We start from the raw sequence: 25,160 nt of genomic DNA on the forward strand, positions 1-25,160 counted from the left end.
GCATACTGGAGGATGAGCATGCACCCGGTTTCCTACCGTCTCGAGGCGTCCTGGCAGCCGGATGGCGGGCCGTTCGGGCGGTTTACCTTCACGCTGTTCAATTTCTCCGGAGCACCGCTTTCCGGTTTCAGGATCGTCTATACCTCGCTCACCCGGGTGATTGATCCCAAGGCCTGCGACAATGCCGTGTTCCTGCGCCGCAACGCCAACTTTCACGAATTCGCGCCGCCTATGGGGCTGACTATCGAAAACGGCGAGAGCTGGACCTTCACCGTCAGCGGCCTTCACCGCAATGCGCGCCATTGCACCGATGGTGCGAAGTCCGCCTATCTGACGCTTGCCGATGGCCGGCACGTGCCGGTTGCCGTCTCCGACCTGCTGCTTGAAAATGCTGTCAGCGAGCCGCCGCCTGTGCGGCTGCCGGAAGGCAAACTCGATCAGCCCTATGCGTTGCAGCCCTGGCCGGCGAAGCTCGAGCTTCGTGCTGGAGACGGTTTTCCAGTCGTTCTCTATCCGGCGGTCGGCGCGTCGTGCGAGGATGTCGCAGCCATCGATACGGTTCTGGCGATGTACCATCGGCTGTTTGCTGCGGGTCACGCCCCCTTCAGCCTGGCGGCCTCAAAGCAGGGGCGGGCGATCGTCTTTGCCGCCGACGCTGGTCTTAAGGCCGAGGCCTATCGGCTCGACTTTTCCGAGACCGAAATTCGCCTGAGCTTTGGCGGCAGCGCCGGCCGGCAATATGGTTTGACCAGTCTGGTCCAGCTTTTGGACGGGGCACGCAACCATCCGGGCAAGTTCCGCTTTCCGGCGAGCGGCACAATTTCGGATGCGCCGCGTTACAGCTGGCGCGGTTGCCATCTCGACGTCTCCCGCCAGTTCTATCCGACGGCGGATGTGGCGCGGCTGATCGACATTCTCGCCTGGTTCAAGCTCAACGTTTTCCATTGGCATTTGACCGACGACGAGGCCTGGCGCCTGGAGATCAAGGCCTACCCGCAACTGACGACGCTTGGCGTGTTGCGCGGGCCGGATGAGCCGCTGTTGCCGCAGCTCGGCAACGGCGCTGAGCCCGTCGGCGGCTTCTACAGCCAGGAGGACATCAAGGCGATCGTCGCGCAGGCGACGGCACTGCATGTCGATGTCGTGCCGGAGATTGACATTCCCGGCCACAGCACGGCGACCCTGGTGGCGTTGCCGGATCTGACCGATGGCCAGGAGGCGCCGGAGAGCTACCACTCGGTTCAGGGCTATCCCAACAACGCGCTCAACCCAGCCGTTGCCTTCACCTATGAATTCCTGGAGACGGTCCTCGACGAGATGGTCGAGCTTTTCCCGAGCGCCTACATCCACATTGGCGGCGACGAAGTGGCGAACGGGTCATGGCTCGCTTCGCCGCTGGCCAAGAAGCTGATGGAGCAGGAAGGCATTTCCGGCACGTTCGCGCTGCAATCCTACTTCCTGAAACGGGTCAAGCAGATGCTGACGGCGCGTGGCCGCAAGCTCGCCGGCTGGAACGAGGTGGCGCATGGCGGCGGTGTCTCGACCGCAGATACGCTGCTGATGGCCTGGGAGCGACCGGAGGTCGGGATCGAACTCGCCCGCGAAGGCTATGATGTGGTGATGACCCCCGGCCAAGCCTATTACCTCGACATGGCGCAGGCCGACGCCTGGCAGGAGCCGGGCGCAAGCTGGGCCGGTACGGCGACACCTGCGCACACCTATGGCTACGAGGCCGAGGGCGAGTTCCCGGACGAATTGAAGGCGCGCCTCAGAGGCGTGCAGGCCTGCATCTGGTCCGAGCATTATCTTTCGCGCGGCTACTTCAACCGTCTCGTCTTCCCGCGGCTTCCAGCGATCGCCGAAGCGGCATGGACACCGAAGTCGGCGAAGGACTGGCTTCGCTTTGCGGCCATCGCGCCGCTCAGCCCGAACCTCTGAGGGGAACGCCCATGCGCATCGCCGTTGGTGGGATCCATACCGAATGCAGCACCTACTCGCCTGTCCTGATGACGGAGGAAGATTTTCGCGTGCTGCGCGGAAAGGCGCTGCTGGACGCCGAGTACTTCGGGTTCATGAAAGCCGAAGGCGTCGAGCATCTGCCGCTGTTGCATGCGCGCGCCGTTCCGGGTGGCCCAGTGTCGCGCCCGACCTACGACGCCTTCAAGGCGGAGTTCCTCGACAAGCTGCGTGAAGCCCTGCCGATCGACGGCCTCTATCTCGCCATGCACGGCGCCATCAAGGTCGATGGGGTGGACGATGCGGAAGGGGACTGGATCTCGGCCGCCCGCGCTGTCGTCGGCCCCGCTTGCCCCATCGCGGCCAGTTACGACCTGCATGGCAATGTCAGCCAGAAGATCATCGATCAGCTCGACATCTTTGCCGCCTATCGAACCGCGCCGCATATCGACACGCCGGAGACCATGACCCGTGCCTGGTCGATGCTCGTCTCGGCGCTGAGAGATGGCACGCGTCCCGGCATCGCCTGGGCACCGGTTCCGGTCCTGCTTCCCGGCGAATGCACATCGACCGAGGAAGAGCCGGCAAAGTCGCTTTACGCGCAACTGCCCGAAATGGATAAGCGGCCGGGCGTTCTCGATGCCAACCTGATGGTCGGCTATGTCTGGGCCGACGAGCCACGGGCGACCGCCTGTGCGGTTGTAACTGCCACCGACAGGGCGCTGGCGAAACGGACAGCGGAAGAGATTGCCGCCGGCTACTGGTCCGAACGTCGAAACTTCCGCTTCGGTCCGGCGACGGGCCCACTGAACGAAATGCTCGATATCGCCGAGCGGGCAACGACGATGCCGATCATTCTTGCGGATTCCGGTGACAACCCGACCGGCGGCGGCGTCGGCGACCGCGCCGATGTGCTGAAGGCGCTGCTCGCCCGCGGCTGGCGGGGCGCCTTGATTGCCGGTATCACGGACCTGCCTGCGGTCGAAGCCTGCTTTGCCGCTGGTATCGGCGAAACGTTGATGCTCAAGCTCGGCGGCAGCCTCGATCCGGCAAGCCCTCGCGCAGAGATGCTGGCTGAGGTCGTCACGCTGGATGATCCCGGGCCTGCGAAAGAGCGGCAGGCGGTGGTGCGTGTCGGCGCGATCGATGTGGTCATCGCGGCACGCCGCAGGCCCTACCACAACATCGAGGATTTCCGGCGGCTGGGCCTGGATCCCAAGGCCGTTCGGCTGCTCGTCGTCAAGTCGGGCTATCTTTCGCCTGAACTGGCGCCGATCGCCAACCCCAACCTGATGGCCCTGACTGACGGGGTGGTCAATCAGGACATAGAGGGGCTCGCGAGCCTGCGCCGCCAGCGCCCGGCCTATCCGTTTGACCAGGACTTTGCCTTCGAGCCCGTCGCCCGCTTTTCGGCGCGTTGGTCGAGCGGCGCCTGAGACATGTTTTGCACCTTCCCTCCCCGATTTTCGGGTAGGGGCTTTCCTCAAAGCGCCGCGTGTCGTTCGACCTGCAAGAAGCGCAGAACCTTGGCCTTCCGCATAACACCGTCCTTAAATCGATCACAATTTAAGCGATTGTGCGATATCCTCCACCCGCTTCGCGGACACGTTCTAGCATGACCTCCACCATTCTCAGCGCCATGCGCAACCCGGCCATGCGGATCAGCATGCTGGCAATCTTCCTGTTCGGGTTTGCCGGTGCGGCCACCTCGCCCTATCAGTCGGTCGTCGGTATCAACGAGCTGGGGCTCAGCGACGCTGTCTATTCGCTGCTGATCCTGCTTGCGTCGACGGTGAACGTCATCGTCAGCGTTTCAATCGGCATCCTGGCCGATCGCGTCGGCAACTACCGACTGCTGATGTCGACGGCGATCTTTTTCGGCGTTGTCGGCTACGGCATCGTCTATGTGCTCCCGCACCAGATGAGCTTCGTCGTCAGCGTCCTCTTGCTGCTGCCGATCTACGGCGCGGTCTACACGCTGCTTTTCGCCAATGTGCGCAGTATCGCCCGGCGGATGAGCGGCCATGATGCTGCATCGCTGACGACGGGCGCCCGCGCGGCCATATCCGTGTCCTGGGTTCTGGTGCCCGGACTGGTCGGCTTTGCGCTCGCCGGCGGCGACAGCATGTTGCCGGCCTACCTGCTCGCCTGTCTCGGTTGCCTTGCCAATCTGCTGATCGTCTATTTCAAACTGCCCAACGAAAGCGGGGCCGACGCATCGCTCGGCAAGCGGCTTTCGTACTGGACGTCTTTTCGGGAGATCCTGGCGCCGCGGATTTTCCTGCGCGTGATCGCGGTTGCGATCATCACCTCGTCGCTGCACGTCAACGCCGCCGTGCTGCCTTTGATCATGACCGACGAGATTGGCGGCAGTGTCACCGATATCGGCATCATCGTCGGCATTGTCGCCTTCCTCGAAGTCGTGTTCATCTTCGTCTGGGCGCGCATCCAATTGAGCCTCGTTCCATTCAAGGCGCTGGCGCTCGGGACCGCAATCTATATTGGCTACATGGTGCTGCTCGGCTTCTCGACCGCGACCTGGCAAATCTACGCGCTTACGCTGATCAGCGCCTTTGGCGCCGCCGCGTTGATCACCATCCCGATCAGCTACCTCCAAGACCTGATTGCCGACCGACCGGGATTGGGAAGCTCGCTGCTCGCCGTGAACCTTTTCCTGAGCGGCGGTCTTTGCGCCGGGCTTTTTGCACTCGGCACGCGGATCAGCGATTACTCGGGCACCGCCCTGCTTGGCGGTGCCGGGGGCTTTGCCGGGCTGGTGCTGCTGCTCGCGCTCGACGGCGATAAATCAGGGAAGAAAACAATCCGGCGCTCGTGAGTCAGTCCCAGGGCTCGTCGACAAAAGTGCAGGTGAACTTTGTCTGGTTGTCCTGGAGACATCTCTTCTTCTGATCGGCGAGGATCATGATCCTTGCGAAGAAGCGCGAAAAGTCGGCTTTGCTGGAGGTAAAGGTGGCGATCCCCAGAGCGTGCGCCTGGGCCTGCGCCACGCAAGTCGCCAATTCCTGGTCGGGGACATCGCTGTTTGCAACGATGACGGCTCGGTCAAACCGTCCTTCCGCAGAATAGTTTACGGCGGAAGCGCAGTTCGGTACGCCAGTTGCGGCAGTATCGTTCAGTAGGCGCTCGTAGTAGGCGTCGAAGCCGAAGTCTTCAATCTTGCTGACGTCGACCCGCCCATTCTTGACGACGTCCTTTCTGAAGATCACGCCGATGGTATTTCTTCCAAGGCCCGGTTGAGCCTTGGTCTCAAGTCCGGCGGCCATGGCGATCATTTGAATAGTCGAGAAGACCACGTCCCTCTTCTTGGTCTCCCCTTGGCTCATTCCGACGCCGATAAACTCCGGGAAGGCGGTAAAATGCCGTTCGCCGTTGCGAACAGGGCCGAAGAAGCTCACGGTCTGAGCGAGCGCGGACGAGGCAACAAAGACGCTCGCAAGAAGCCCGGTGGCAAACATCAGATGTCTAATGGTTCTTCTCCTGTTCGTGCCCCAACGCATGAAGCCTTCTCATCAAAGCCAGCGCGTGAGCGAACGGAGACGTCCTGCAACGCGTCGCGGGCAATGCGATGGCATCTCGATTTTTCTAGCATTGCTATCAACGGCTGCAAGGCGCCGGAGCCTGGAAGACGCACTCCTGACAGCGGTCTCATCAAAAAGTGATAGGGGCGCCTTTCGACGCCCCTATCTATAGGTCCTTGATTATGTCGGTCGGGCGCGGCTCAGTTGCCGAGAATGCCCGGCAGGCGCAGGCCTTTTTCCTTGGCGCAATCGAGCGCGATCTCGTAGCCCGCATCGGCATGGCGCATGACGCCGGTTGCCGGGTCGTTCCAGAGCACGCGCTCCAGGCGCTTGGCCGCATCATCGGTACCGTCGGCGCAGATGACGACGCCCGAATGTTGCGAGAAGCCCATCCCGACGCCGCCGCCATGGTGCAGCGACACCCAGGTGGCCCCCGATGCGGTGTTGAGCAGAGCGTTCAGAAGCGGCCAGTCGGAAACGGCGTCCGAGCCGTCCTTCATCGCTTCGGTCTCGCGGTTCGGCGAGGCGACCGAGCCGGAGTCGAGATGGTCGCGGCCGATGACGACCGGCGCCTTCAGTTCGCCGTTCCTGACCATCTCGTTGAAGGCGAGGCCAAGTCGGTGGCGATCGCCGAGACCGACCCAGCAGATGCGCGCCGGCAGGCCCTGGAAGGAGATGCGCTCGCGCGCCATGTCCAGCCAGTTGTGCAGATGGGTGTTGCCGGGGGTCAGTTCCTTGACCTTGGCGTCGGTCTTGTAGATGTCTTCCGGATCGCCCGACAGAGCCGCCCAGCGGAACGGACCGATGCCGCGGCAAAACAGCGGGCGGATATAGGCCGGCACGAAGCCCGGGAAGGCGAAGGCGTTTTCGAGACCCTCTTCCTTGGCGACCTGGCGGATGTTGTTGCCGTAGTCGAAGGTCGGGATGCCCATGTCCTGGAAGGCGATCATCGCTTCGACATGCTCGCGCATCGAGGCGCGGGCGGCTTTCTCGACCGCCTTCGGGTCGCTTTCGCGCTTGGCCTTCCATTCGGCCATCGTCCAGCCCTTCGGCAGGTAGCCGTTGACCGGGTCGTGCGCCGACGTCTGGTCGGTGACCATGTCCGGGCGGATGCCGCGGCGAACCATCTCCGGCAGGATCTCGGCAGTGTTTCCGAGCAGGCCGACGGACTTGGCTTCGCCGTTCTTCGTCCAGCGGGCAATGATTTCCATTGCCTCATCCAGCGTCTCGGCCTTCTCGTCGAGATAACGGGTGCGCAGGCGGAAATCGATCGAGTCTGGATTGCACTCGACGGCAAGGCACGATGCGCCGGCCATGACGGCGGCGAGCGGCTGGGCGCCGCCCATGCCGCCGAGACCACCGGTCAGCACCCACTTGCCCTTGAGATCGCCGCCGTAGTGCTGACGGCCGGCTTCCACGAAGGTCTCGTAGGTGCCCTGCACGATGCCTTGGGTGCCGATGTAGATCCACGAGCCGGCGGTCATCTGGCCGTACATGGCGAGACCCTTCTTATCCAGTTCGTTGAAATGGTCCCAGTTCGCCCAGTGCGGCACGAGGTTGGAGTTGGCGATGAGAACGCGGGGCGCATCCTTGTGGGTGCGGAACACGCCGACCGGCTTGCCGGACTGCACCATCAGGGTTTCGTCGTCGTTGAGGTCCTTCAGCGTCTCGACGATCTTGTCGAAGTCAGCCCAGGTGCGCGCCGCGCGACCGATACCGCCATAGACGACCAGCTCGTGCGGGTTTTCCGCGACGTTCGGGTCCAGATTGTTCATCAGCATGCGCAGCGGCGCTTCGGTCAGCCAGCTCTTGGCGTTGAGCGTGGTGCCCTGAGGGGCGCGCACGTCGCGAATGTTGTGGCGCGGATTGTTGATGGTCATGCCTCGCTCCCTGTCAGTGTCTTGAGGTCAAATGCGATGGTTTCGATGCGGTTCAGGATCGCACCCAGCGGCTTTCGCAAAAGGGCGGATCGTGTGGCGTCGAGCGCGAAAGGCGGCTCTTCGGCGGCGAGATGGGTCGATTGCGCGAGCTCCATCTGAATGGCATGCACGCCGGTTTCCGGGCGACCATAGTGGCGGGTGGTCCAGCCGCCCTTGAAGCGGCCGTTGAGAATGCTGCTGTAACCTTCGGCACCGGCGGCGATTTCGGCCGTCGCCTTCTCGATCTGGGGCGCGCAGGTCTTGCCCATGTCGGTGCCGATGTTGAGGTCCGGCAGCTTGCCTTCGAACAGGAACGGGATGTGCGAGCGGATCGAGTGGCAATCATAAAGCACGACCACGCCATGGATCGCTTTCACCCGCTCGATCTCGGCGGCAAGGGCCGCGTGATAGGGTGCATGGAACCCTTGGAGACGTTCGGCGATATCGGCTTCGGTCGGTGACTCTCCATCCTTCCAGATCGATTTGCCGTCGAAATCCGTTTCCGGGATCAGCCCGGTCGTGTTCTGACCGGGGTAGAGGCTCACGCCTTCGGGATCCCGGTTGGCGTCGATCACATAGCGATGGAAGGTGGCGCGAACGACGGTCACCTCCGGCAGAAGACCATCATAGAGCTGGTGGATATGCCAATCGGTATCGGCGAGGATCCGGCCGTTGTCGTTCAGCCGATCCCAGATCGCGGGCGGCACGTCGGTCCCGGTATGCGGAAAGCCGAGAATGATCGGCGAGTTGCCTCTTTTGACTTCGACGACAGCCATCTCAAGCCTCCAGGCTTGGCAGGATGCCGGCAGCGACGGCGGCGTTCAGTCGGCCTGAGGCGATGAGGTCGCCGGCGGCCTTGAGGTCGTCGGCCATGTAGCGATCCTCTTCGATCGTCGGCGAGACGGCGCGAAGGGCGGCAGCGGCCTTCTGCAATTCGGGGCTGGTGGCGAGCGGGGCGCGGAATTCGACGCCCTGGACGGCGGTCAGTGCTTCGATGCCGACGATCGAGAACAGGTTTTCGGTCATCTGCAGCAGGCGGCGCGCGCCGTGGCATGCCATGGAAACGTGGTCTTCCTGGTTGGCCGACGTCGGCGTCGAGTCGACAGAGGCGGGATGCGAGAGTTGCTTGTTCTCGGACATCAGGGCCGCCGAGGTGACCTCGGCGATCATCAGACCGGAGTTCAGGCCCGGCTTCTTGGCGAGGAAGGCCGGCAGGCCGTAGGAAAGGGCAGGATCGACGAGCAGCGCGATGCGGCGCTGCGAGATCGCGCCGATCTCGCAGACGGCAAGGGCGATCTGATCGGCGGCAAAGGCGACCGGCTCGGCATGGAAATTGCCACCGGAAACAACGGAATTGTCCGAAAGAACCAGCGGGTTGTCGGTGACGGCGTTGGCTTCGGTTTCGAGCACGCGTGCGACTGAGCGCAGGAGATCGAGGCAGGCGCCATCGACCTGCGGCTGGCAGCGGATGCAGTAGGGATCCTGCACGCGCTCGTCGCCTTCGATATGGCTTTCGCGGATCGCGGAACCCGCGAGCAGAGCGCGCAGCGCCGCGGCCGTGTCGATCTGGCCACGATGGCCGCGCAACGTATGGATATCTGGATGGAAGGGCGCGGACGAACCCATGGCTGCGTCCGTCGACATGGCGCCGGTGATGAGCGCTGCCTGTGCGGCACGGTGGGCGCGGAAGAGGCCGGCGAGCGCCAGCGCCGTCGAGGTTTGGGTGCCGTTGATCAGCGCCAGGCCTTCCTTGGCGGCAAGCACCACAGGCTTGAGGCCGGCGGCGGTCAGCGCTTCGGCGCCGGCCAGGCGGCGGCCCTCGAAGTAAGCTTCGCCGTGGCCCATCATGACGGCGGCCATATGGGCGAGTGGCGCGAGGTCGCCGGAGGCGCCGACCGAGCCCTTTTCGGGGATGACCGGGATGACGCCCTTTTCGAGCATGGCTTCGATCAGGCGTACGAGTTCGAGGCGGACGCCGGAGGCGCCGCGGCCAAGCGAGACGAGCTTCAGCGACAGGATGAGGCGCACGATATTTTCGGCAAGCGGCTCACCGACGCCGCAGCAATGCGACAGGATCAGGTTGCGCTGCAGTGTTGCGACATCGGCACTGTCGATCTTGATCGAGGCGAGTTTGCCGAAGCCCGTGTTGATGCCGTAAACCGGGGCGTTGCCGGCGACGATTTCGGCAATGCGGCGCGCGGCCTTGTCGATGCCGGCATCAAAAGACGGATCGAGACGGGCCGGCTCGCCGGTCCAGTAGATGGTTTCGAGGTCGCGGAGGGGCACGGAGCCCGGGTGTAGAGTGATGGTCATTGACCGGTCCTTTGCCCTCTAAAGATGCGTTCATGAAGCGGATTGAAGCCGATGCGGTAGACGAGTTCGGCCGGATCCTCGATGTTCCAGATTGCCAGATCGGCGGACTTGCCGACTTCGACCGTGCCGGTTTCGGCCAGCAGGCCAAGCGCGCGGGCGGCTTCGCGCGTTGCACCGGCAAGGCATTCGGCAACCGTCAGTCGGAAGAACGTCGCCGACATGTTCATCGTGAGAAGCAGCGAGGTCAGCGGCGAGGTACCGGGATTGCAGTCGGTGGCGATCGCGATCCGCGCGCCAGCGTCACGCAAAGCCTGGACCGGCGGCAGGCGCTCTTCGCGTAGCGCATAGAAGGCGCCCGGCAAGAGCACGGCGACCGTGCCTGACTTCGCAAGGGCTACAGCGCCTTCTGCGTCGAGATATTCGAGGTGGTCGGCCGAAAGCGCGCCGTAAGAGGCCGCGAGCTTTGCGCCGCCGAGATTGGAAAGCTGTTCTGCGTGCAGTTTGACCGGCAGGCCAAGTGCCTTGGCGCGGTCGAAGACACGGGCGATCTCGGTGGTCGAAAAGGCAATGCCCTCGCAGAAACCGTCGACCGCATCGACCACGCCCTCGGCATGGGCGGCGTCTAGTCCAGGCAGCACGACGTCGGTGATGTAGTCACCGTTGCGGCCCTTGTAGTCCGCAGGCGTTGCGTGTGCGGCGAGATAGCTCGTGACAACGCGCACCGGCCGCAGTGTTTCGAGCTTGCGGGCCGCGCGCAACATGTCGAGCTCGGCCTTCACATTCAGTCCGTAGCCGGACTTGACCTCGACGGTCGAGACGCCCTCGGCAAGTAGCGTGTCGAGCCGCGGCAGCGCGGTTTCGACCAGTTGGTCGACCGTCAGCGCATTGGTCGCCTTGACCGACGAGACGATGCCGCCGCCGGCGCGCGCGATCTCTTCGTAGGTCGCGCCTTCCAGCCGCATCTGGAATTCGCGGGCGCGGTTGCCGCCGTGAACGAGATGGGTGTGGCAGTCGATGAGCGCGGGCGTCATTACGCGGCCCTGGCAGTCCGCAGCTTCGAGGCTGCGTGCGAGTTCGGCGGGCACCCCGTTCTCCGGCCCGGCATAGGCGATCCGCCCATCGACGACCGCCACGGCCGCATTCTCGACGAGGCCAAGGCCGTCAACGGATTCGCCAAGCGTCACGAGACGCGCATTGCGCCAAATGCCGGATGCTGGCTTGCGGGTCGAGAGTTCGTTCATCAGGTCGCCTCCACTGGATATAATGTATATACATATTAACTTGCTCCACAAGAGGAAATTTATGGAGCCTGCGGAAAAGGAAAGGGCGAACGGCCGAGTGAAGCAGAGCGGGAGCTTTGAGAAAATGGCCGTAGAACTCTGACTTCGCTGGAATTTCTTCTCGTGGGTTCGTCATCACGGCAGGTAAAAAGAAAAGGCTCCGAACCCTGAGGTTCGGAGCCTTCGCCTGTCCTTGTAATGGAGATCGCGATGCATGCCCGCGACTCGCAAGCCTGCCGGGCCGCAAAGGTGGATCACGCTAAACCGCGTGATCCACCTTTGCGCGCAGCCGTTCGACCACCTCGACGAAGCGGTTTCCGGCAATGTCGAGGCGCCCGCTGTTGTCGATGACGCTGACATCGGGGCCCGAGGTGACGTCAGGCGCCTGGCGGCTGAGGCGCCGCAAAACTTCCTCTTCACTCTCGCGACCGCGCTCGGCAAGTCGTTTTGCAAGCACCGGCGTCTCGGCTGTAACAACGACGACGGCGATCTCACCGAAGGCTTCGCGGAACGCCGGCAGGGCACCGCGGCTGCCATTGACGATCGCCGTCATGCCGTCCCTGACATTCCTGAGCACGACGGCGGGGATGCCGTATCTCAGCCCATGCGCATCCCAGAAGACGGCGAAGGCGCCGTCCTTCTGCATCTCGACGAACTCGTCTTCCGAGACGCTTTCATGCACTTCACTGCCGGCATCCGACGGACGGGTGATGACGCGGCGGACGAAATGCACGTCGTGACAATCGGCAAAGTGCCGGGCGGCAAAGCCCATGACGCTGTCCTTGCCGGCGCCGCTCGGTCCGACAACGACGACGAGCGCGCCGCCCTTTTCGGTCGCGCTCATGCGACACGCCGTCCTTCGCGCCAAACGGAGCGCACGACCGGGATGCCTTCTTTGCGGTGCACGCGGGCGATATCGGCGCGAAGGCCAACCGCGATGCGACCGCGGTCATCGAGACCGACGGTGCGCGCCGGCGTCGACGTCACCATGGCGATTGCTTTCGGCAGGTCGACGGCGTCGAGTTCGTCGGAGAGCACGAAGGGGGCGTGAATCAGGCTGAAGGGCACATAGTCCGACGACAGCACGTCGAGCACGCCGCGCTCGGCGAGATCGCGGGCGGCGATGTTGCCGGAGTGCGACTTGCCGCGCACGATGTTCGGCGCACCCATCAGCACGCTGAGACCCGCGCGGTGCGACGCCTCGGCGGCCTCGAAACTCGTCGGGAACTCCGCAAGCTTGATACCGAAGCCGATCGATTCCTCGACGTGGTCGACGGTCGCGTCGTCATGGCTGGCGATCGTGATACCGCGGGCCGCACAGGCCCCGGCGAGCGCGGTGCGGTGCGGACCGGCATACTTTGCCGACAATGCCTGCTGCCGCTCAACGAAGCGCGCGAATTCCTCGTCCGAGAAGCCGCGCTTGGCTTTGTAGTAGAGCGTGTACTGGTCCATCGTCTGGAACTGCCGCTGGCCCGGCGCATGGTCCATCAGCGAGACGAGCTTGACCTGCGGATCGTTCTGGAAGTCCTCGTAGTGATCGAGCACGTCGGACGTTGAAACTTCGCAGCGCAGGTGGATCAGGTGATCGGCGCGAAGGCGACCCTCTTCCTTGGCCTGGGCCAGCGCGTCGGCCATGCTGCGCATCTCGCCCTTCTGGAAGCCGCCATCCTCGTCGGAGCCAAGACGCAGGCAGTCGAAGACCGTGGTGATGCCGGAGGTGACCACCTGTGCGTCATGGGCCTGGATTGCCGCGATCTTCAGCCAGCGCACGCCTGGGCGCGGCGAGTAGTGGGCTTCGAGGTGGTCGGTGTGCAGCTCGATGAGGCCGGGGATCAGATAGTCGCCTTCAAAGTCCTCGCCGCTGGCAACCGTGCCCTCGGAAATGTCGGCAATCTTGCCGTCGCGGATCAGCACCGAACCATCGAGGATGCTATCCTCGAGGACGATGCGGGCGTTGGTCAAAACCTGTTCTTTGCTCATCTCATGCGATCTTTCGTTGGGTGTCGCTGCCGAGCGGCAGCAGGGAGCGGACAGTAAAGGGTGCGCCGCGCTCCGGTTCGACGAAAAGCGCGACTGACGTAACGTGAAGCGGCTTGCCGATATGTTCGGCAAAGGTGGTTTCGAGCGCGGTACGCATCACGCCGCTGGTTTCCGTGGGCACCGGGCCGGTCAAGGTCAGGTGGAACTGGAACTCTTCGAAAACATAAGGATACCCCCATTCTCTGAGGTAGCGTCTCTGTCGTTCCGGCAGGCTGTTTGGATTGCGGCGGGCAAAGTCGGCGTCCGACAGCGGCGCACGGAACGGGTCGAAGCGGTGGACGGCGTCTTCAGCCAAATCCTGCAAGTCGGCGCAAGGCGCGGACGGCACGAGAGCGAAGAACGGGCCCAACTGGTGCAGCACGATCTCGGGGACCTCGAACGGGTCGAGGTCGGCGGCAAAGCACTCGAAAATACTTAGAAGCTCGCCTTCGTCCCGACCTTCGGCAAGTTCGAAAGGCGCTTTCAGCGTGCCGTGAAAACCGTAGCGCCGAGGGTCGGCCGTCAGTGCGCGTTGCGTCTCTTCGTCAATCCCGGCGATTGTCGGAAGCGTGAGGTCTTCGCTGGTAAAGGCGTCGCGCCCCAGCCAACGGGAGGCGACCTGCGACAGCCGGCTGTCCGCCGGCGGCGCGAAATAGATGGCATAACGCACGGTCTTCACTTTCTTGTAGCGACCGGCCCGCCTGGGCGGCGGGTCGATTGTTTGCGGGATGCGATGCGCAGCTAGCCGATTTCCATGACAACATCATGATGGCGGACACGCAAATGCTTGGCTGTCGTCAATGTGCCTTGCTGCCCATCAGGCGCGAACGGCACGCGTTCGAGATGCTGTCGAAAATAAAGACAACCAGCAAGATCAGAAGCACCATATAGGCGACATTTTCCCAATCGGAATTGGTACGCATCGCTTCCCAGAGTTTGAGGCCGATGCCGCCGGCGCCGACGGCGCCGATGATCGTTGCCGAACGGGTGTTCGATTCCCAGAAATAGAGCGCCTGGCTGGCAAAGACCGGCAACACCTGCGGAAGCACGCCGAAGCGTTGCACCGCAAGCGGCGTCGCTCCGACCGATTTCACGCCCTCGCGCTGCTTGTCGTCGATGTTTTCCAGCGCTTCGGAGTAGAGTTTTCCGAGTGTGCCGGTGTCGGTGAAAAAGATCGCCGAGATGCCGGCAAGCGGTCCGGGGCCGAACGCGCGGGTGAAGAACAGTGCCCAGATGAACATGTCCACCGATCGCAGGAAGTCGAAGAAGCGCTTGACCATCTGGTTGGTCAGGAAGCTCGGGGTGATGTTGCGGGCGGCCAGGAAGCAGAGCGGGAAGGCGATCAGCGACGCAAAGAGCGTGCCGACGAAGGCCATAACGACGGTCTGTAGCAGCTTCGTCCAGACGTCGAGATGCTGCCACTCGGCATTATAGAGGATGTTGTTCCAGGCAAGCGACAGGTTGGAACGGGCCGGATCGATGCGCTCGCCGGAGGCGATGAGCGAGGCGACCTCGCCGTAGCTTTTGCCGAAGAAGGGCGAGTTGGTGTCGAAGAGGAAGTTCGCCCAACCGAAGAAGCGGTTTCGGACGGAAACCTCGTCGCCTTCGACTTCCGCCCAGCCGGTGGCGCCGAAGGCAAGCACGATCTTTTCACCTGGCCGCTTCTGCGTCGCCCAGGCCGGAAGTGCGCCTTGCGGCCGCACCGTGTCGGCGCCGTCGACGGCCATGACAAGCGTGTCGCCACCATGGGTCGCCTTTACCAGGCCATCGGCGATCTCGATCCTGGTCGAGCGGTTGTAGGTGACGACGACGCGCGTCAGGACTTCTTCCGTCCGGGTTTCGACACGCGCTTCCGCCTCAGGCGTTGTAGTGGAACCCAAGGCCGAGCCGGGCGTCATGAAGCTGAAGGACGAACTGGCCTTCGGCTTTGCTGTCTGTGTCGTCGATGCCGGTATCTCGACTTTGCGGGTCACCGTCTCCTTGTCGAGTTCCACCCAGTCAGGATCGGGATTGGGGCCAAGCGGCGAATTGCGCTGATAGTTGAGGCTCATCGTCCGGTCCGGGGCGACGTGGATCTCGGGGCGCACCTCGTAGGAAACCCAGTCGGCAAGGTAGGTCCCTGCAATGCCCCAGTTGGCGTTGCCGAGCACTTGGCCGATCGAGAAGAACCACCAGCTGAAAATGAGATAGACGATGACGCCGCCGGTGATTGCGGCCGTGCGCACGCGCTGCGAGGTCGAGGATTTCAGGAGCTCGGGATGGCGGCTCGCGATCGCGTCCATTTCCATCGGGTTCAATCGTGTGGTCGTGGTCATGGTGCGCACCTACTGGGCAAGCTGGAAGGCCTGCTCGCCAACAAGGCGGCGGCGAAGCCAGGCGGAAAACTGGTCGACGGCGAAAATGGTCGCAAACAGCAGGAGAACAATTGCAAGGGTCTTGGCCTGGTGTCCCTGGCCGATCGAAAGGCGGAGAAGCTCGCCAATGCCGCCGCCACCGACGGCGCCGATGATCGTCGAGGCGCGCACGTTGATCTCGAGGCGCAGCAGGAAGTAACTCGCGAAGTTGGGCAGCACCTGCGGCACCATGCCGAACCACACGCGCTCGATCCAGTTGCCGCCGGCAGCCCGCAGGCCCTCGTCCGGCTTCATGTCGGCGTTTTCCACCACTTCATAAAAGAGCTTGCCGAGCGCGCCGATCGTGTGGATCGAGACCGCGGCGATCGCCGGAATGGGGCCGAGCGAAAGGATCGCAAGGAAGAAGCCGGCGATCACCACCTCCGGAAAGGCGCGAAGAACTTCCATGATGCGGCGAACGATGCCGCGGATCCACGGATTGGGCATCAGGTTGCGGGCGGCGAGGAAGCAGAGCACGAAGCCGAAGGCCGTGCCGATCACCGTCGAGAAGATCGCGATGTTCACGGTCTCCAGCATCTTGTGCACGTATTCGGGGATGTAGAAGCTTTCGGTCAGGTACAGCCGGCCCTCAGGATAGTTGTACTTGAAGCTGCCGTCGTCATAGGGCGAGGGCAGGTCGAACATGGCGCGGAAAATCTCCAGCCCGTCGCGCGGCGCGAGATCGCCGACGAAATCGAAGAAATGCGGCAAACGGTCGAAGAACTTGCCGGCATTGGAATCGTTGGCGAACCAGAGCGAACCCGACAGCGCCAGGAGGAAAACGCCAAAGCCAAGCCAGGAATAGAGCCGGCGGCGGGAACTGAGTTCCTGCCAGTGACGCTCGATGACGGCGCCGTTGTCGCTCAGATGTCGCGGGAGCAGGGAAGTTGCCATGACCGTTCCGGCTTTCGCCGGCCTCTAGAGCATTTCCAGGAAATTTGCGAAGCGGTTTTCCGCCCCGGAAATGCGTGAAAAAAAATGCGGCGAAGGATGCGAAAGCACCCCTTCAAACAGTGAAACGCTGGCCGTTTGGGCGGCCAGCGTTCCCGAGTGGTGCGGGTCTATCAGCCGCCGATCGTCGCCTTGCGGGCGTCGATGATCGGCTTGTAGAAGTCGGCGTTGACTTCGGTGTAGCCGGTGAAGTCACCGCCCTGGATGGCCGAGAAGCAGGCCGCGTCAGTCTTCGGCAGGTCCAGCATGAACTGCTTGAACTTCGCCTTCATGTCGTCGTTCATCGTGTTGCGCACGACGATCGGGCCGTTCGGGATCAGCGGCGACTTCCAGAGCTCGACCAGGTCGTTCATGTCGAGGATGCCCTTGTCGACCATCTTCTTCAGGTTGCCCGAGGTGTAGCCGTCCTTGAATTCGCCGACGCCCGAGCCGAAGGTCGTGCCGGCATCGAAGGTGCCCTTGACGACTTCGAGAACGAGGTTTTCGTGACCGCCGCCGAAGCCGGTTTCACCGAAGAATTCCTTGACCGGGGCGCCGATCGCTTCCGGGAGCGTGACGAGCGGGACGAGGTAGCCCGAGGTCGAGTCCGGGTCGGCGAAGCCGAGCTTCTTGCCCTTCAGGTCTTCGATCTTGGTGATGCCGGAATCCTTGCGGGCAACCATGATCGAGTGGTAGCCGGTCGAACCGTCGGTCTGAACGGTCGTCAGGATCGGCTCGACGGCGTCAGCCTTGGCGAGGTAGATCTTGGCGTAGCCGGAAGCGCCAAGTTCGGCGTAGTCGAGCGTGCCGCCGAGCAGGCCCTGGATAACGCCGTCATAGTCGGCGGCCGGGAACAGCGAGACCTTCTCGACGCCAATGGCGGCCGGCAGCTTGTCGACCAGGCACTGGAAGTTGCGCAGGCGGTCGGCTTCGTTTTCGCCGCCGAGGATGCCGATGCGGAATTCCTTCAGGTCTTCAGCCTGGGCGTGGCCGACGAGGGCGAGGAGCGCTACGGCGCCCAGAAGAGCTTTCTTCAGCATAAGGTTCTCCCGTGTCCGGCTTGGCCGGATCCTATTGGGTTTCAAAGAGGTGCCCTTGACGCGGGCTTTCGATCATGGCGGGCGTCAGATGCCGGCCAGTGCCAGCGGCTTGAGGCCGGCCGATGCCGTTTCTTCCTGCGGTACTGCCGCCGGAATGTTGATGCTGGTGGAGGTCATCGATTCCTCGATGCCCGTGTCGGCGCCGTAGATCTCGGCAACGGCTGCTGCCGTCAGATCCTTGGGCTGGCCGTCGAAGACCACGCGGCCGTGCGCCATGCCGATGATGCGTTCGCAATAGTTGCGCGCGGTATCGAGCGTGTGCAGGTTGGTGATCACCGTGATGCCGTCGCGCTCGTTGATGTCGCGCAGCGCATCCATGACGATCTTGGCGTTCAACGGATCGAGCGAGGCGATCGGCTCATCGGCAAGCAGAACCTTCGGTTGCTGCATCAGTGCGCGGGCGATCGCGACGCGCTGCTGCTGACCCCCCGAGAGTGTTCCGGCCGGCTGCAGCGCGGTCTGCTCGATGCCGAGACGCTCGAGCGCGCCGATCGCCATGATGCGCTCCTCGCGGGTAAACATGTTGAGGATGCTCAGGACGGTCGAGCGGTGGTTGAGGCGGCCGAGAAGCACGTTGGTGAGCACGTCGAGGCGCGGCACCAGGTTGAACTGCTGGAAGATCATCGCGCAGTCGCGCTGCCAGGTGCGAAGTGCCGACCCCCGAAGCGACGAAACTTCCGTGCCGTCGAAGACGATCGCGCCGGAAGACAGGTCCACGAGGCGGTTGATCATGCGCAGGAGCGTCGACTTACCAGCGCCGGAACGGCCGATAACGCCGACCATCTGGCCTTGCGGGATGTCGAAGGTAACCGAACTCACGGCTGTCTTCTTGCCGAACTGGCGGGTTACATTCTTCAACTGAAACATGTCTAGCAGGTCCTCTTTCGGGGAGACCGGTCATCGGTATGACCCTGCCATATCGCCGCTTCATGAAGCCGGAATGTCAGTTTGTTGTAAGTTCTGTTACAGTTCACAGCCCCCGCATGGTTGCTTAACCAAATTTGAATGCCGGCGCGCAGGCGCCTGCACTCCCATCAACTTTCAGGGGGAGTTCGCATCAACATCGAGCGGATACCTGTGGTCGTCGGCGCAGGACCGGTGAGGGGCGCTAGTTCTGCGGACCGGGGTCCAGCGTCGCGCCGGGAATGTAGAGTGCAATCGGCCGGATTTCGTAGATCGCGCTCGGATTGGAGCGACGCAATTCGCGTGCGGCGTCAACGGCAGCGTCGATGGCTGGGAAGTCGACGACGTAGAGGCCGAGCAATTGCTCCTTGGTTTCGGCGAAGGGGCCATCGGTGACGATGCCTTCGCCCTTGCCCCTCAGCGTCACGGCACCTTCGGCGGGTCCGAGCCGGGCGGCCGGGCCAAAGGCCTTCTGCTGGACGAACCGGTCATGAACCTGAAGCAGGTCGGTCATCAGCGCTTCGTCCTCCTCCTCGGTCCAGGATTCGACGACGCCTGCGGCGTGGTAGGCCAAGATTGCGTAATACATGAACCGTCCTCCCGCGTGTATAACTGTCAGGTTTTGCCGGCCGCATCAACGTCTCGTCGCGCGGACGGCATCACCGGGCGTGCCGCCGGAGAGGGGCGCGTGTTCGTCGGATCAGCCCCAGGCCGTCGCCGCCCATCGACAGGCCTGCCGGGCGATCCGCGAACTGCGTGTGAGCTCGCCGCGGGTCGCCGCATCGCGGGCCCTCCAGACGAGGCCGCGCGCGAGCGAGCGGGCAACTTCGCGCCCCGACGGATATCGGCGGCTGAGTGCGCGCAGGCCCTCATCGATCGCGGCATTGCCGAAGACCTCGTCACAATCGTATTTCGATCCCGTTGCGCGCCGCAGGATGCGCTTCTCATGGCCGGTCAAAGCGCTGCGGCTTTCCTCCATCGCGTGTCCGAAGTCGGTGATCGCCACGTCCCAGCGCTTCTTGCGGGCCATGATGGCGCCGCGCTGGAGAAGGGCTCGGCGTCGCTCTTCGGCGCTCTCGATCCGCCGTGTGGGTAGGTACTCCGCCAGCGGCAGTGTCTGGTGCAGGCGGTCGAATATGAGGGCGTCGTTACTGATCCAGTTTTGATTTCGGCGATGTGCCTGGAAGCGGCTTGCCGCCGGTCCTCTGTCGCCGTCGTGCAAGCGCTGGTGAAAGATGATGTTGCGGGTCGACGTCGCCCTGCCGAGAAGCGACAGCCGGATCAGCATGTCATAGTCGACGGATCGCGGCAGCGCTTCGTCGAAGGGGCCCGCCGCTTCGTAAAGCCGGCGGCGCACGAGCATGCCCGGCTGATGGACGAAAAAGTCTTCCAGTGTGGCGATCAGGAAGTCGTCCGGCGAGCAGTCGGTCCAGTAGCCGGTGTCGAGGAAACGGGCAGGGGTGTCCAGCTCGTGCTGAAAGCGGACATAGCGCCCATAGGCGATGTCGGTTGATGGATCCGCCTCGAAGACCCGCAGGAGATCGGAGAGGGCCGTCGGACAGACGATGTCGTCATCGTCGACGATCCAGACATATTGGCCAGTGCTCTGTTGCAAGCCGACATTGAGGGCGCGTGCCTTGCCGGCATTTTCCTGGTTGAGGACGCTGATCCTGTCACCGTATCGGGACAGCACATCCATGGTCTCATCGGTCGAACCGTCGACGACGACGACGATCTCGTCATCCCCCGCGATCTGCGGCAGCAGCGCGTCGATTGCAGCCGGCAGAAACTGCGCGCGATTGTAGGTCGGAACGATGATCGACACGCGGGCGCAGTTGCGAGATTCTTTCGACAATTTCATGCTTTATGCTCCTCCTCGATCGCTGCCTCCCCTGCAGCGCATTCGCTCGATGAACCGGGTGTCACCCGGAAAACGTGCACAACCATGACGCTTGAAACGTCCACAAAAAGGCGGCCTGCCCTCAATTTCGACAACAAGGCAAAATCTATCGTGAGATGGAAAGCAGGCTTGCTTCGGCTAGTTTGCGAGCCGAACGACGGAAGGCAGATCTATTGAGCCGTGCAGTAAAACTGACCGGGCAAGCCATCTGGGCGTCATTGGGCCAACTGGCGCAGGCGTTGCTTGCAACCATAAGCACCATCATCCTGGCACGAATTCTTGGCGCTGAGACTTATGGTGTGTTCGCGCTCGGTTTGTTGATCGTCGGCTTCGCGGAGATCTTCGTCGGCGGTCATGCCGCCGACATCGTGGTGCAGAAACCGGATGTCACAGCCGGCCATCGCAATGCCGCCTTCGTCGCGCTGAGCGTGATTTCGGTTTTCTCGGCTGCCGTGATCTGGGCGGGTGGGACCGCTGCGGCGGACTTCTTCGAGGCGCCGCAGCTGCAGGCGCCGCTTCTTGCGATGACGGTTCTGCCCGTTCTCACCGGGCTTGCGAGCGTTCCCAACCAGATCCTCGTGCGGCGGCTGCAATTCAATGATCTCGCTCGCATCGGGGCGGTCAGCGGAACCCTGGCCGTTCTTGTTGGCGTGCTCCTGGCCTTCTCGGGCGCCGGCATCTGGAGCCTTGTTATCATGGAGATCGCGCGGCGCGCGATGAACCTCGCGATGCTCTTTCCGGCAGCGCGCTGGCGACCCGGCCTCGGCTTTCAGCGGCAGGAACTCGTCGAAGTCCTGCGCTTTGCATCGCGCCGGGTCGAAAACAACGGACTGACCTACATCTCGCAGAACGCGCTGCCGCGGCTCTTCATCGGCCAATCGCTAGGCACCGAAGCGCTCGGCCTGTTTGCTGTCGCCCGCCGGCTGCTCGACCAGTTGCACAACATTCTGAGCGGTCCCGTTGCGGCAGTCGCCTTTCCCGCCGCCGCGCAGCTGCAGCACGACCGGGAGCGCCTTGCCCGGCTGATCGAGACATCCGTGCGGTTGACGACCTGGGTGTTCTGGCCGGTCGTCCTTGGTGTCGCAATGGTCGCCCCGGTCCTCGTGCCGTTGGCGTTCGGCGACGGATGGGCCGGCGCGATCCCCGTGCTTCAAATCCTTGCGCTTGGAACCCTGCGCGCGCCGGTCTCGAGCTTCAACACGGCGGTGCTGGTCGCGTTCGGCCGCATGGGGGCCGTATCCTTCATTTCCGTTCTGTCGATTGTTCTGGGCGCGGCCTTCCTCGCAGTCGGCGTCCAATATGGCCTCGTCGGCGTTGCCGCCGCGCTGTCGCTCCGGCAATGGGCGCTCTGGCCGGTCGGCGCGATGCAGGTCTATCGCGTCTCCGGTCTGCATCCCCTCGGCCAGTTGCGCATGCTTTTCATTGCAGCGCTTCCGTCCTTGATCATGGCCGGTTCCGTCTGGTTTGCCAGCGAGACCATTCATGGCTTGCAGCCGGTGCCGTTGCTCTGCTCACTGGTTGCGATCGGCGTGATCGTGTACGGGCTGGCCTGGGCCGCCTTCAATCCGCGGCAGACGATCCTGTTGCTCAAGGCCATGTCCGATGTCGTGCGTGGGGATTGGGCTTCGGCGAAATCGCGCATCCCGCTGATCCTCGGAACGATTGCCGACCCGCAGGCATCGCGCAACGGCTGATCGGACCGCTCGTCAGGCAGCGAAGGCGCGCAGGCGCTTTACCCGGCGGGGGCTGATCGTGCCCTTGGCAGCGAAGAAGTCCCGCGCCTCTTTGCGAAGCAGCATCGGCTCATGGAATTGGATGAGGTTGGGATTGGCCAGCGCGGCATTGCCCTCGATCACGACCGGGCCGGCTTCGGTCGACACGATATCCCAGCCGACATAGCTGAGACCGGGGATAGCGCGCGTGCATTGCAACGCCAGCGTCTTGATGTCGTTCCAACGTGGGATGATGGTTCCAACGATGGCAGTGCCCGTCTCGGGGTGACGATCGAAGATCGTCCTTTCAGGACCGCCATCATCGGCGATCGCAGCGGTCAGCTGACCACTCTTGAGATCGACCAGCGCAACGATGCCGCCGGCCTTGAAGTTGTCCGTCGGGCGCGAGCGTTGCGTTCCGAAGCGGTGTGCGGCACCGAGCAGCACCGTCTTCCCGGTCGCCTCGTCATGGCCGACAAGGACGCGGATCGTGTTGACCGCGTGCGGGTAGATGGCGGAAGCGTAGGGATGCTGCACGACGGCGGCTTCGATCAGATAGCGGCCAAGTCGGTCGACGTCATCGATCGACGCTATGCGCTTGACGCCTCGCCCACCGCTGCCGTCGACCGGCTTTGCGATCATCGCGCGGCCGTCGGCTTCGGCGCGCGGCAGCGGGCCGCCGTCGAGCCGTCTCGCGACACCATCCTCGACGATCCCGATCAACTCCGGACAGGATGCGGGAAAGGTGCCCGTGCCCGCCCATTGGTGGAACCGCAGCTTGTCGCCGAGAAGCGCCATCGCCTCCGGGCTGTTCAACCGCGGCAACCGCGCTTCCGCCTCTAGGTCGGTCAGAAACAGGTGCTGGTGGAACTGGTCGAAAGGGTAGAGCCAGGCGCGGTTGGACAGGAACCCGCGGGTCAGGAGCTGCAACTTTGGACGACCGGCATTTCCACGTCGTTCCAGCGCCCAGAACTGCCGCAGCAAGGAGACGCGGTGCCGGATGGTGCCGACGATCGGGAGCACGGCCATCAGAGTGGCTCACCGTTGGCTCGGGGGATATAGCGGGCAAAGATGCGGCGTAGTCGTGGATCGTCGAGCAGGCGATCATAAAGCTGAAAGAAGCGCAGGCTCGGATGCGCATTGCCCTCGATGACAGTCGGTCCATCGGGCGTCACCGCAATGTCCCAGCCGACATAATGCAGATAGGGAAAGGCGCGGCCGAGATCCTCGACCAGCCGCAGGACCACCGGCCAATGGGCGATCTCGACATCGGTCATCGCTACCCGCGTATCCGGATGCAAGTCATGATGACAGACGTGATTGTCCTTGCCGATCGAAACGGCCCGCGAAAGCCGCCCCGTTTTCAGGTCCACCTTGGAGACGAGGCCGCCGGCGCTGAAGTTGTCGACCGGCACCGAACGCGCGCTGCCGAAGCGATGGATGGCGGCGGCCGGGACCGGAGTGCCATCGTCGTCGCGCAGCATGAGCAGGCGTATCGTGTTCAAGGCGTCCGGAAAAATTACCTGGGCATAGTCGGCCTGCTGCACGAAGCCGGTGAGAATGGCGTCTTCGCCGCGATAGCTGTCGACGGCGTCCGGGGTCGTGCCGATCTGCACCGAACGCCCCTTCGATCCGAGTGTCGGCTTGATGACGAAACGGCCGCGAGCGGCGAGTTCGTCGTGGTAAGCGCTTCGTCTTTCATCGCGCCAATGCCACCGATCTGCGAAGTAGCAGGCGAAGATCTGCGGCGTGGGCAGTTGAGCCGAGACGAGAAGCTCGGTGAACACGGCCTTGTTGTCCAGCACATAGGCATAGTGGCCGTTTAGGCCATGCAGGTGCTGCTCTCTTTCGCAATTGGTGACGACGCCCCTGACATCACCGCGGATCTGGCGATACCAGTCGGCCTCCTTGGGGTCGAAGCCAGCCAGAATGTCCTGGATGCGCTGCAGCGGCGCCAACTGCCGCACCTCGGTGGAAGCGCTGTCTGACCAGTAGCGCCGCGCGTGGCTTTTCAGAAAGCGAAGACGGCGTGTGTCGATCGTCTGTCGAACCAAAGTTTGCAGCATCAGGTGTGGGCCTCCGCTCCTGGTTCCGCTGTCGGCAATCGCAGCAGATCCCCGAAACGCAGTTCCCACTCATAAGGTTCGAAAACATCCATGCCGCCCTCCGGGAAGAAGGTGATTTCTCCGAACAGAACCCGACCGAAATTCTCGTAGAGATCGACGCGGCTGAAAGCGAAGGGTGCAGCGAGTTCCGTCGCGACATCGAGCAGGGTGCGAAGGGACTGGGGTGCGGCGATCGCTTCCCGTTCGCTCGGCGCGCCGCGCCGACGCACCGGCAACGGCTGCCAATATGTGTCGAAGACCGTCTTGGTGCGCACGCCGTCCTTCTCGCGGATGACCATGATGAAATTTGGCCGACCGTGGAAACAGAAGATCTTGAACTCGCGCAAGCCATCGGGACTATCTGCGTGGAGAAACTCTTCGACGAGGACGCCCGGCCGGATGTCCCGATACACCGGCTCCCGGTGCCGATACCAATGGTTGAACGCCAGATGGTCGGCGAGCTTCGCTCGGGCGGCACCCCAGTCGAAGGCGTTCCTGTCCCGGCAGATTACCACGCCGCCGAAGTCGTGGTTCGTCTTGAGGACAAAAGCATCCTGCCGGATGTTACGGGGTGTTAGGTCCCTCAGCCGATAGGTTGCGAGGATGGCGGGGATGAGCAGATCCGCGCCGACGCGCTCGGCAACGTAGTCGCGCACCCGGATTTTGTCGGCGCAGATCGTCTGCAAGTCCGTCGCAGGCAGAAGCTTCAGCGCATTGAGCTTTTCGCTCAGTCCCCGCGGCCTGTCGACTTCGAGCACCCGTCCGGTTTTGCCGCGATACTGCGCCTCAATGAAGGCGCGCGTGCTGGTTCGGCGCTCGTCGCGGAAACGGCGGGAGCGGCACCAGCGGTAGAGTTGCGTCAGGAGATCGGGGGCCTGCCGCGCCAGCAGCCGGCGGGAATATTCCTTCATGGTGGACATCGTTTATCCGTCACTAAGAAACCTCGGTGCCGGCGATCCGCTTGGGCGCGCGACGAGGCGGAGGTTTCCAGAACGATATGGCGATACGGTGGCCGGGGCGCCGGCAGTCGGCTCGGCGCGTCGTTTGCTTTGGGGTGCCCGGGCGCAACCAGCCCCCGACGGGAGATCTGC

The 25,160-nt window shown here is 63.3% G+C and carries 21 protein-coding genes; 4 read left to right on the forward strand and 17 right to left on the reverse strand.

Annotation, left to right across the window (positions count from 1 at the left end):
- Positions 1-18 precede the first annotated feature (18 nt).
- The 3 genes from IB267_RS22835 (at position 19) to IB267_RS22845 (ending at position 4,792) form a co-directional block, all read left to right on the forward strand.
- Positions 19-1,938: a beta-N-acetylhexosaminidase gene (locus tag IB267_RS22835; protein ID WP_192449707.1), complete on the forward strand. Its 1,920-nt coding sequence runs from the start codon at positions 19-21 to the stop codon at positions 1,936-1,938.
- Between the two features lie 11 nt (positions 1,939-1,949).
- On the forward strand, positions 1,950-3,392 hold the full coding sequence (locus IB267_RS22840) for a M81 family metallopeptidase (protein ID WP_192449708.1): 1,443 nt from the start codon (positions 1,950-1,952) through the stop codon (positions 3,390-3,392).
- A gap of 179 nt (positions 3,393-3,571) precedes the next feature.
- Complete coding sequence (locus IB267_RS22845; protein ID WP_192449709.1) at positions 3,572-4,792, forward strand: MFS transporter; 1,221 nt, start codon at positions 3,572-3,574, stop codon at positions 4,790-4,792.
- Position 4,793: 1 nt separating this feature from the next.
- Here the strand turns inward: IB267_RS22845 and IB267_RS22850 are convergent, their stop codons facing one another.
- From IB267_RS22850 to IB267_RS22915, 14 genes are all read right to left on the reverse strand, one after another.
- Complete coding sequence (locus tag IB267_RS22850; protein WP_043613450.1) at positions 4,794-5,432, reverse strand: hypothetical protein; 639 nt, start codon at positions 5,430-5,432, stop codon at positions 4,794-4,796.
- Between the two features lie 263 nt (positions 5,433-5,695).
- Positions 5,696-7,369 carry a urocanate hydratase gene (gene hutU / locus IB267_RS22855; RefSeq protein WP_192450030.1) on the reverse strand — a complete coding sequence of 558 codons (1,674 nt, stop codon included), beginning with the start codon at positions 7,367-7,369 and terminating at the stop codon, positions 5,696-5,698.
- 2 nt (positions 7,370-7,371) lie between these two features.
- Positions 7,372-8,190 carry an N-formylglutamate deformylase gene (hutG, locus tag IB267_RS22860; protein WP_192449710.1) on the reverse strand — a complete coding sequence of 273 codons (819 nt, stop codon included), beginning with the start codon at positions 8,188-8,190 and terminating at the stop codon, positions 7,372-7,374.
- A gap of 1 nt (position 8,191) precedes the next feature.
- On the reverse strand, positions 8,192-9,727 hold the full coding sequence (gene hutH, locus IB267_RS22865) for a histidine ammonia-lyase (protein WP_192449711.1): 1,536 nt from the start codon (positions 9,725-9,727) through the stop codon (positions 8,192-8,194).
- Positions 9,724-10,968 carry an imidazolonepropionase gene (hutI, locus tag IB267_RS22870; RefSeq protein ID WP_192449712.1) on the reverse strand — a complete coding sequence of 415 codons (1,245 nt, stop codon included), beginning with the start codon at positions 10,966-10,968 and terminating at the stop codon, positions 9,724-9,726. The genes hutH and hutI overlap by 4 nt, the downstream gene beginning before the upstream one ends.
- A 298-nt stretch (positions 10,969-11,266) precedes the next feature.
- A complete protein-coding gene (gene phnN, locus IB267_RS22875; protein ID WP_192449713.1) occupies positions 11,267-11,851 on the reverse strand; it encodes a phosphonate metabolism protein/1,5-bisphosphokinase (PRPP-forming) PhnN in 585 nt (194 codons plus the stop codon).
- Entirely contained in the window at positions 11,848-12,987 is a 1,140-nt protein-coding gene (locus IB267_RS22880) for an alpha-D-ribose 1-methylphosphonate 5-triphosphate diphosphatase (protein WP_192449714.1), read from the reverse strand. The genes phnN and IB267_RS22880 overlap by 4 nt, the downstream gene beginning before the upstream one ends.
- A 1-nt stretch (position 12,988) precedes the next feature.
- Entirely contained in the window at positions 12,989-13,696 is a 708-nt protein-coding gene (locus IB267_RS22885) for a DUF1045 domain-containing protein (protein WP_192449715.1), read from the reverse strand.
- A gap of 127 nt (positions 13,697-13,823) precedes the next feature.
- Positions 13,824-15,341, reverse strand: a complete 1,518-nt coding sequence (phnE, locus tag IB267_RS22890) for a phosphonate ABC transporter, permease protein PhnE (RefSeq protein ID WP_192449716.1) — start codon at positions 15,339-15,341, stop codon at positions 13,824-13,826.
- A gap of 9 nt (positions 15,342-15,350) precedes the next feature.
- Positions 15,351-16,313: a phosphonate ABC transporter, permease protein PhnE gene (phnE, locus tag IB267_RS22895; RefSeq protein WP_192449717.1), complete on the reverse strand. Its 963-nt coding sequence runs from the start codon at positions 16,311-16,313 to the stop codon at positions 15,351-15,353.
- 170 nt (positions 16,314-16,483) lie between these two features.
- Complete coding sequence (gene phnD, locus IB267_RS22900; protein WP_034799586.1) at positions 16,484-17,389, reverse strand: phosphonate ABC transporter substrate-binding protein; 906 nt, start codon at positions 17,387-17,389, stop codon at positions 16,484-16,486.
- Between the two features lie 84 nt (positions 17,390-17,473).
- On the reverse strand, positions 17,474-18,316 hold the full coding sequence (gene phnC / locus IB267_RS22905) for a phosphonate ABC transporter ATP-binding protein (RefSeq protein ID WP_192449718.1): 843 nt from the start codon (positions 18,314-18,316) through the stop codon (positions 17,474-17,476).
- A gap of 241 nt (positions 18,317-18,557) precedes the next feature.
- Positions 18,558-18,941 carry a YciI family protein gene (locus IB267_RS22910; protein WP_192449719.1) on the reverse strand — a complete coding sequence of 128 codons (384 nt, stop codon included), beginning with the start codon at positions 18,939-18,941 and terminating at the stop codon, positions 18,558-18,560.
- Between the two features lie 111 nt (positions 18,942-19,052).
- On the reverse strand, positions 19,053-20,213 hold the full coding sequence (locus tag IB267_RS22915; RefSeq protein WP_192449720.1) for a glycosyltransferase: 1,161 nt from the start codon (positions 20,211-20,213) through the stop codon (positions 19,053-19,055).
- A gap of 212 nt (positions 20,214-20,425) precedes the next feature.
- Here IB267_RS22915 and IB267_RS22920 point away from each other — a divergent pair, with 212 nt between their 5' ends.
- Entirely contained in the window at positions 20,426-21,946 is a 1,521-nt protein-coding gene (locus tag IB267_RS22920) for a lipopolysaccharide biosynthesis protein (protein ID WP_192449721.1), read from the forward strand.
- A gap of 12 nt (positions 21,947-21,958) precedes the next feature.
- Here the strand turns inward: IB267_RS22920 and IB267_RS22925 are convergent, their stop codons facing one another.
- The 3 genes from IB267_RS22925 to IB267_RS22935 are packed head-to-tail and all read right to left on the reverse strand — an operon-like array spanning position 21,959 to position 24,989.
- On the reverse strand, positions 21,959-22,993 hold the full coding sequence (locus IB267_RS22925) for a sugar-transfer associated ATP-grasp domain-containing protein (RefSeq protein WP_192449722.1): 1,035 nt from the start codon (positions 22,991-22,993) through the stop codon (positions 21,959-21,961).
- Positions 22,993-24,030 carry a sugar-transfer associated ATP-grasp domain-containing protein gene (locus IB267_RS22930; protein ID WP_192449723.1) on the reverse strand — a complete coding sequence of 346 codons (1,038 nt, stop codon included), beginning with the start codon at positions 24,028-24,030 and terminating at the stop codon, positions 22,993-22,995. The genes IB267_RS22925 and IB267_RS22930 overlap by 1 nt, the downstream gene beginning before the upstream one ends.
- On the reverse strand, positions 24,030-24,989 hold the full coding sequence (locus tag IB267_RS22935) for an ATP-grasp fold amidoligase family protein (protein WP_192449724.1): 960 nt from the start codon (positions 24,987-24,989) through the stop codon (positions 24,030-24,032). Before IB267_RS22935 ends, IB267_RS22930 begins: the two co-directional genes overlap by 1 nt.
- Positions 24,990-25,160: the final 171 nt, after the last annotated feature.

This window comes from Ensifer sp. ENS09, from assembly GCF_014852425.1.
GTDB lineage: Bacteria > Pseudomonadota > Alphaproteobacteria > Rhizobiales > Rhizobiaceae > Ensifer.

What these genes read in the sequence shown, in the direction of transcription:
- hutG (WP_192449710.1), bottom strand. Translation starts at nt 8,190, where the DNA reads ATGGCTGTCGTCGAAGTCAAAAGAGGCAACTCGCCGATCATTCTCGGC.
- IB267_RS22850 (WP_043613450.1), bottom strand. Translation starts at nt 5,432, where the DNA reads ATGTTTGCCACCGGGCTTCTTGCGAGCGTCTTTGTTGCCTCGTCCGCG.
- phnE (WP_192449717.1), bottom strand. Translation starts at nt 16,313, where the DNA reads ATGGCAACTTCCCTGCTCCCGCGACATCTGAGCGACAACGGCGCCGTC.
- IB267_RS22930 (WP_192449723.1), bottom strand. Translation starts at nt 24,030, where the DNA reads ATGCTGCAAACTTTGGTTCGACAGACGATCGACACACGCCGTCTTCGC.
- IB267_RS22880 (WP_192449714.1), bottom strand. Translation starts at nt 12,987, where the DNA reads ATGAGCAAAGAACAGGTTTTGACCAACGCCCGCATCGTCCTCGAGGAT.
- IB267_RS22935 (WP_192449724.1), bottom strand. Translation starts at nt 24,989, where the DNA reads ATGTCCACCATGAAGGAATATTCCCGCCGGCTGCTGGCGCGGCAGGCC.
- IB267_RS22840 (WP_192449708.1), top strand. Translation starts at nt 1,950, where the DNA reads ATGCGCATCGCCGTTGGTGGGATCCATACCGAATGCAGCACCTACTCG.
- phnD (WP_034799586.1), bottom strand. Translation starts at nt 17,389, where the DNA reads ATGCTGAAGAAAGCTCTTCTGGGCGCCGTAGCGCTCCTCGCCCTCGTC.
- phnE (WP_192449716.1), bottom strand. Translation starts at nt 15,341, where the DNA reads ATGACCACGACCACACGATTGAACCCGATGGAAATGGACGCGATCGCG.
- phnC (WP_192449718.1), bottom strand. Translation starts at nt 18,316, where the DNA reads ATGTTTCAGTTGAAGAATGTAACCCGCCAGTTCGGCAAGAAGACAGCC.
- hutI (WP_192449712.1), bottom strand. Translation starts at nt 10,968, where the DNA reads ATGAACGAACTCTCGACCCGCAAGCCAGCATCCGGCATTTGGCGCAAT.
- phnN (WP_192449713.1), bottom strand. Translation starts at nt 11,851, where the DNA reads ATGAGCGCGACCGAAAAGGGCGGCGCGCTCGTCGTCGTTGTCGGACCG.
- IB267_RS22915 (WP_192449720.1), bottom strand. Translation starts at nt 20,213, where the DNA reads ATGAAATTGTCGAAAGAATCTCGCAACTGCGCCCGCGTGTCGATCATC.
- IB267_RS22910 (WP_192449719.1), bottom strand. Translation starts at nt 18,941, where the DNA reads ATGTATTACGCAATCTTGGCCTACCACGCCGCAGGCGTCGTCGAATCC.
- IB267_RS22835 (WP_192449707.1), top strand. Translation starts at nt 19, where the DNA reads ATGCACCCGGTTTCCTACCGTCTCGAGGCGTCCTGGCAGCCGGATGGC.
- IB267_RS22845 (WP_192449709.1), top strand. Translation starts at nt 3,572, where the DNA reads ATGACCTCCACCATTCTCAGCGCCATGCGCAACCCGGCCATGCGGATC.
- IB267_RS22925 (WP_192449722.1), bottom strand. Translation starts at nt 22,993, where the DNA reads ATGGCCGTGCTCCCGATCGTCGGCACCATCCGGCACCGCGTCTCCTTG.
- hutH (WP_192449711.1), bottom strand. Translation starts at nt 9,727, where the DNA reads ATGACCATCACTCTACACCCGGGCTCCGTGCCCCTCCGCGACCTCGAA.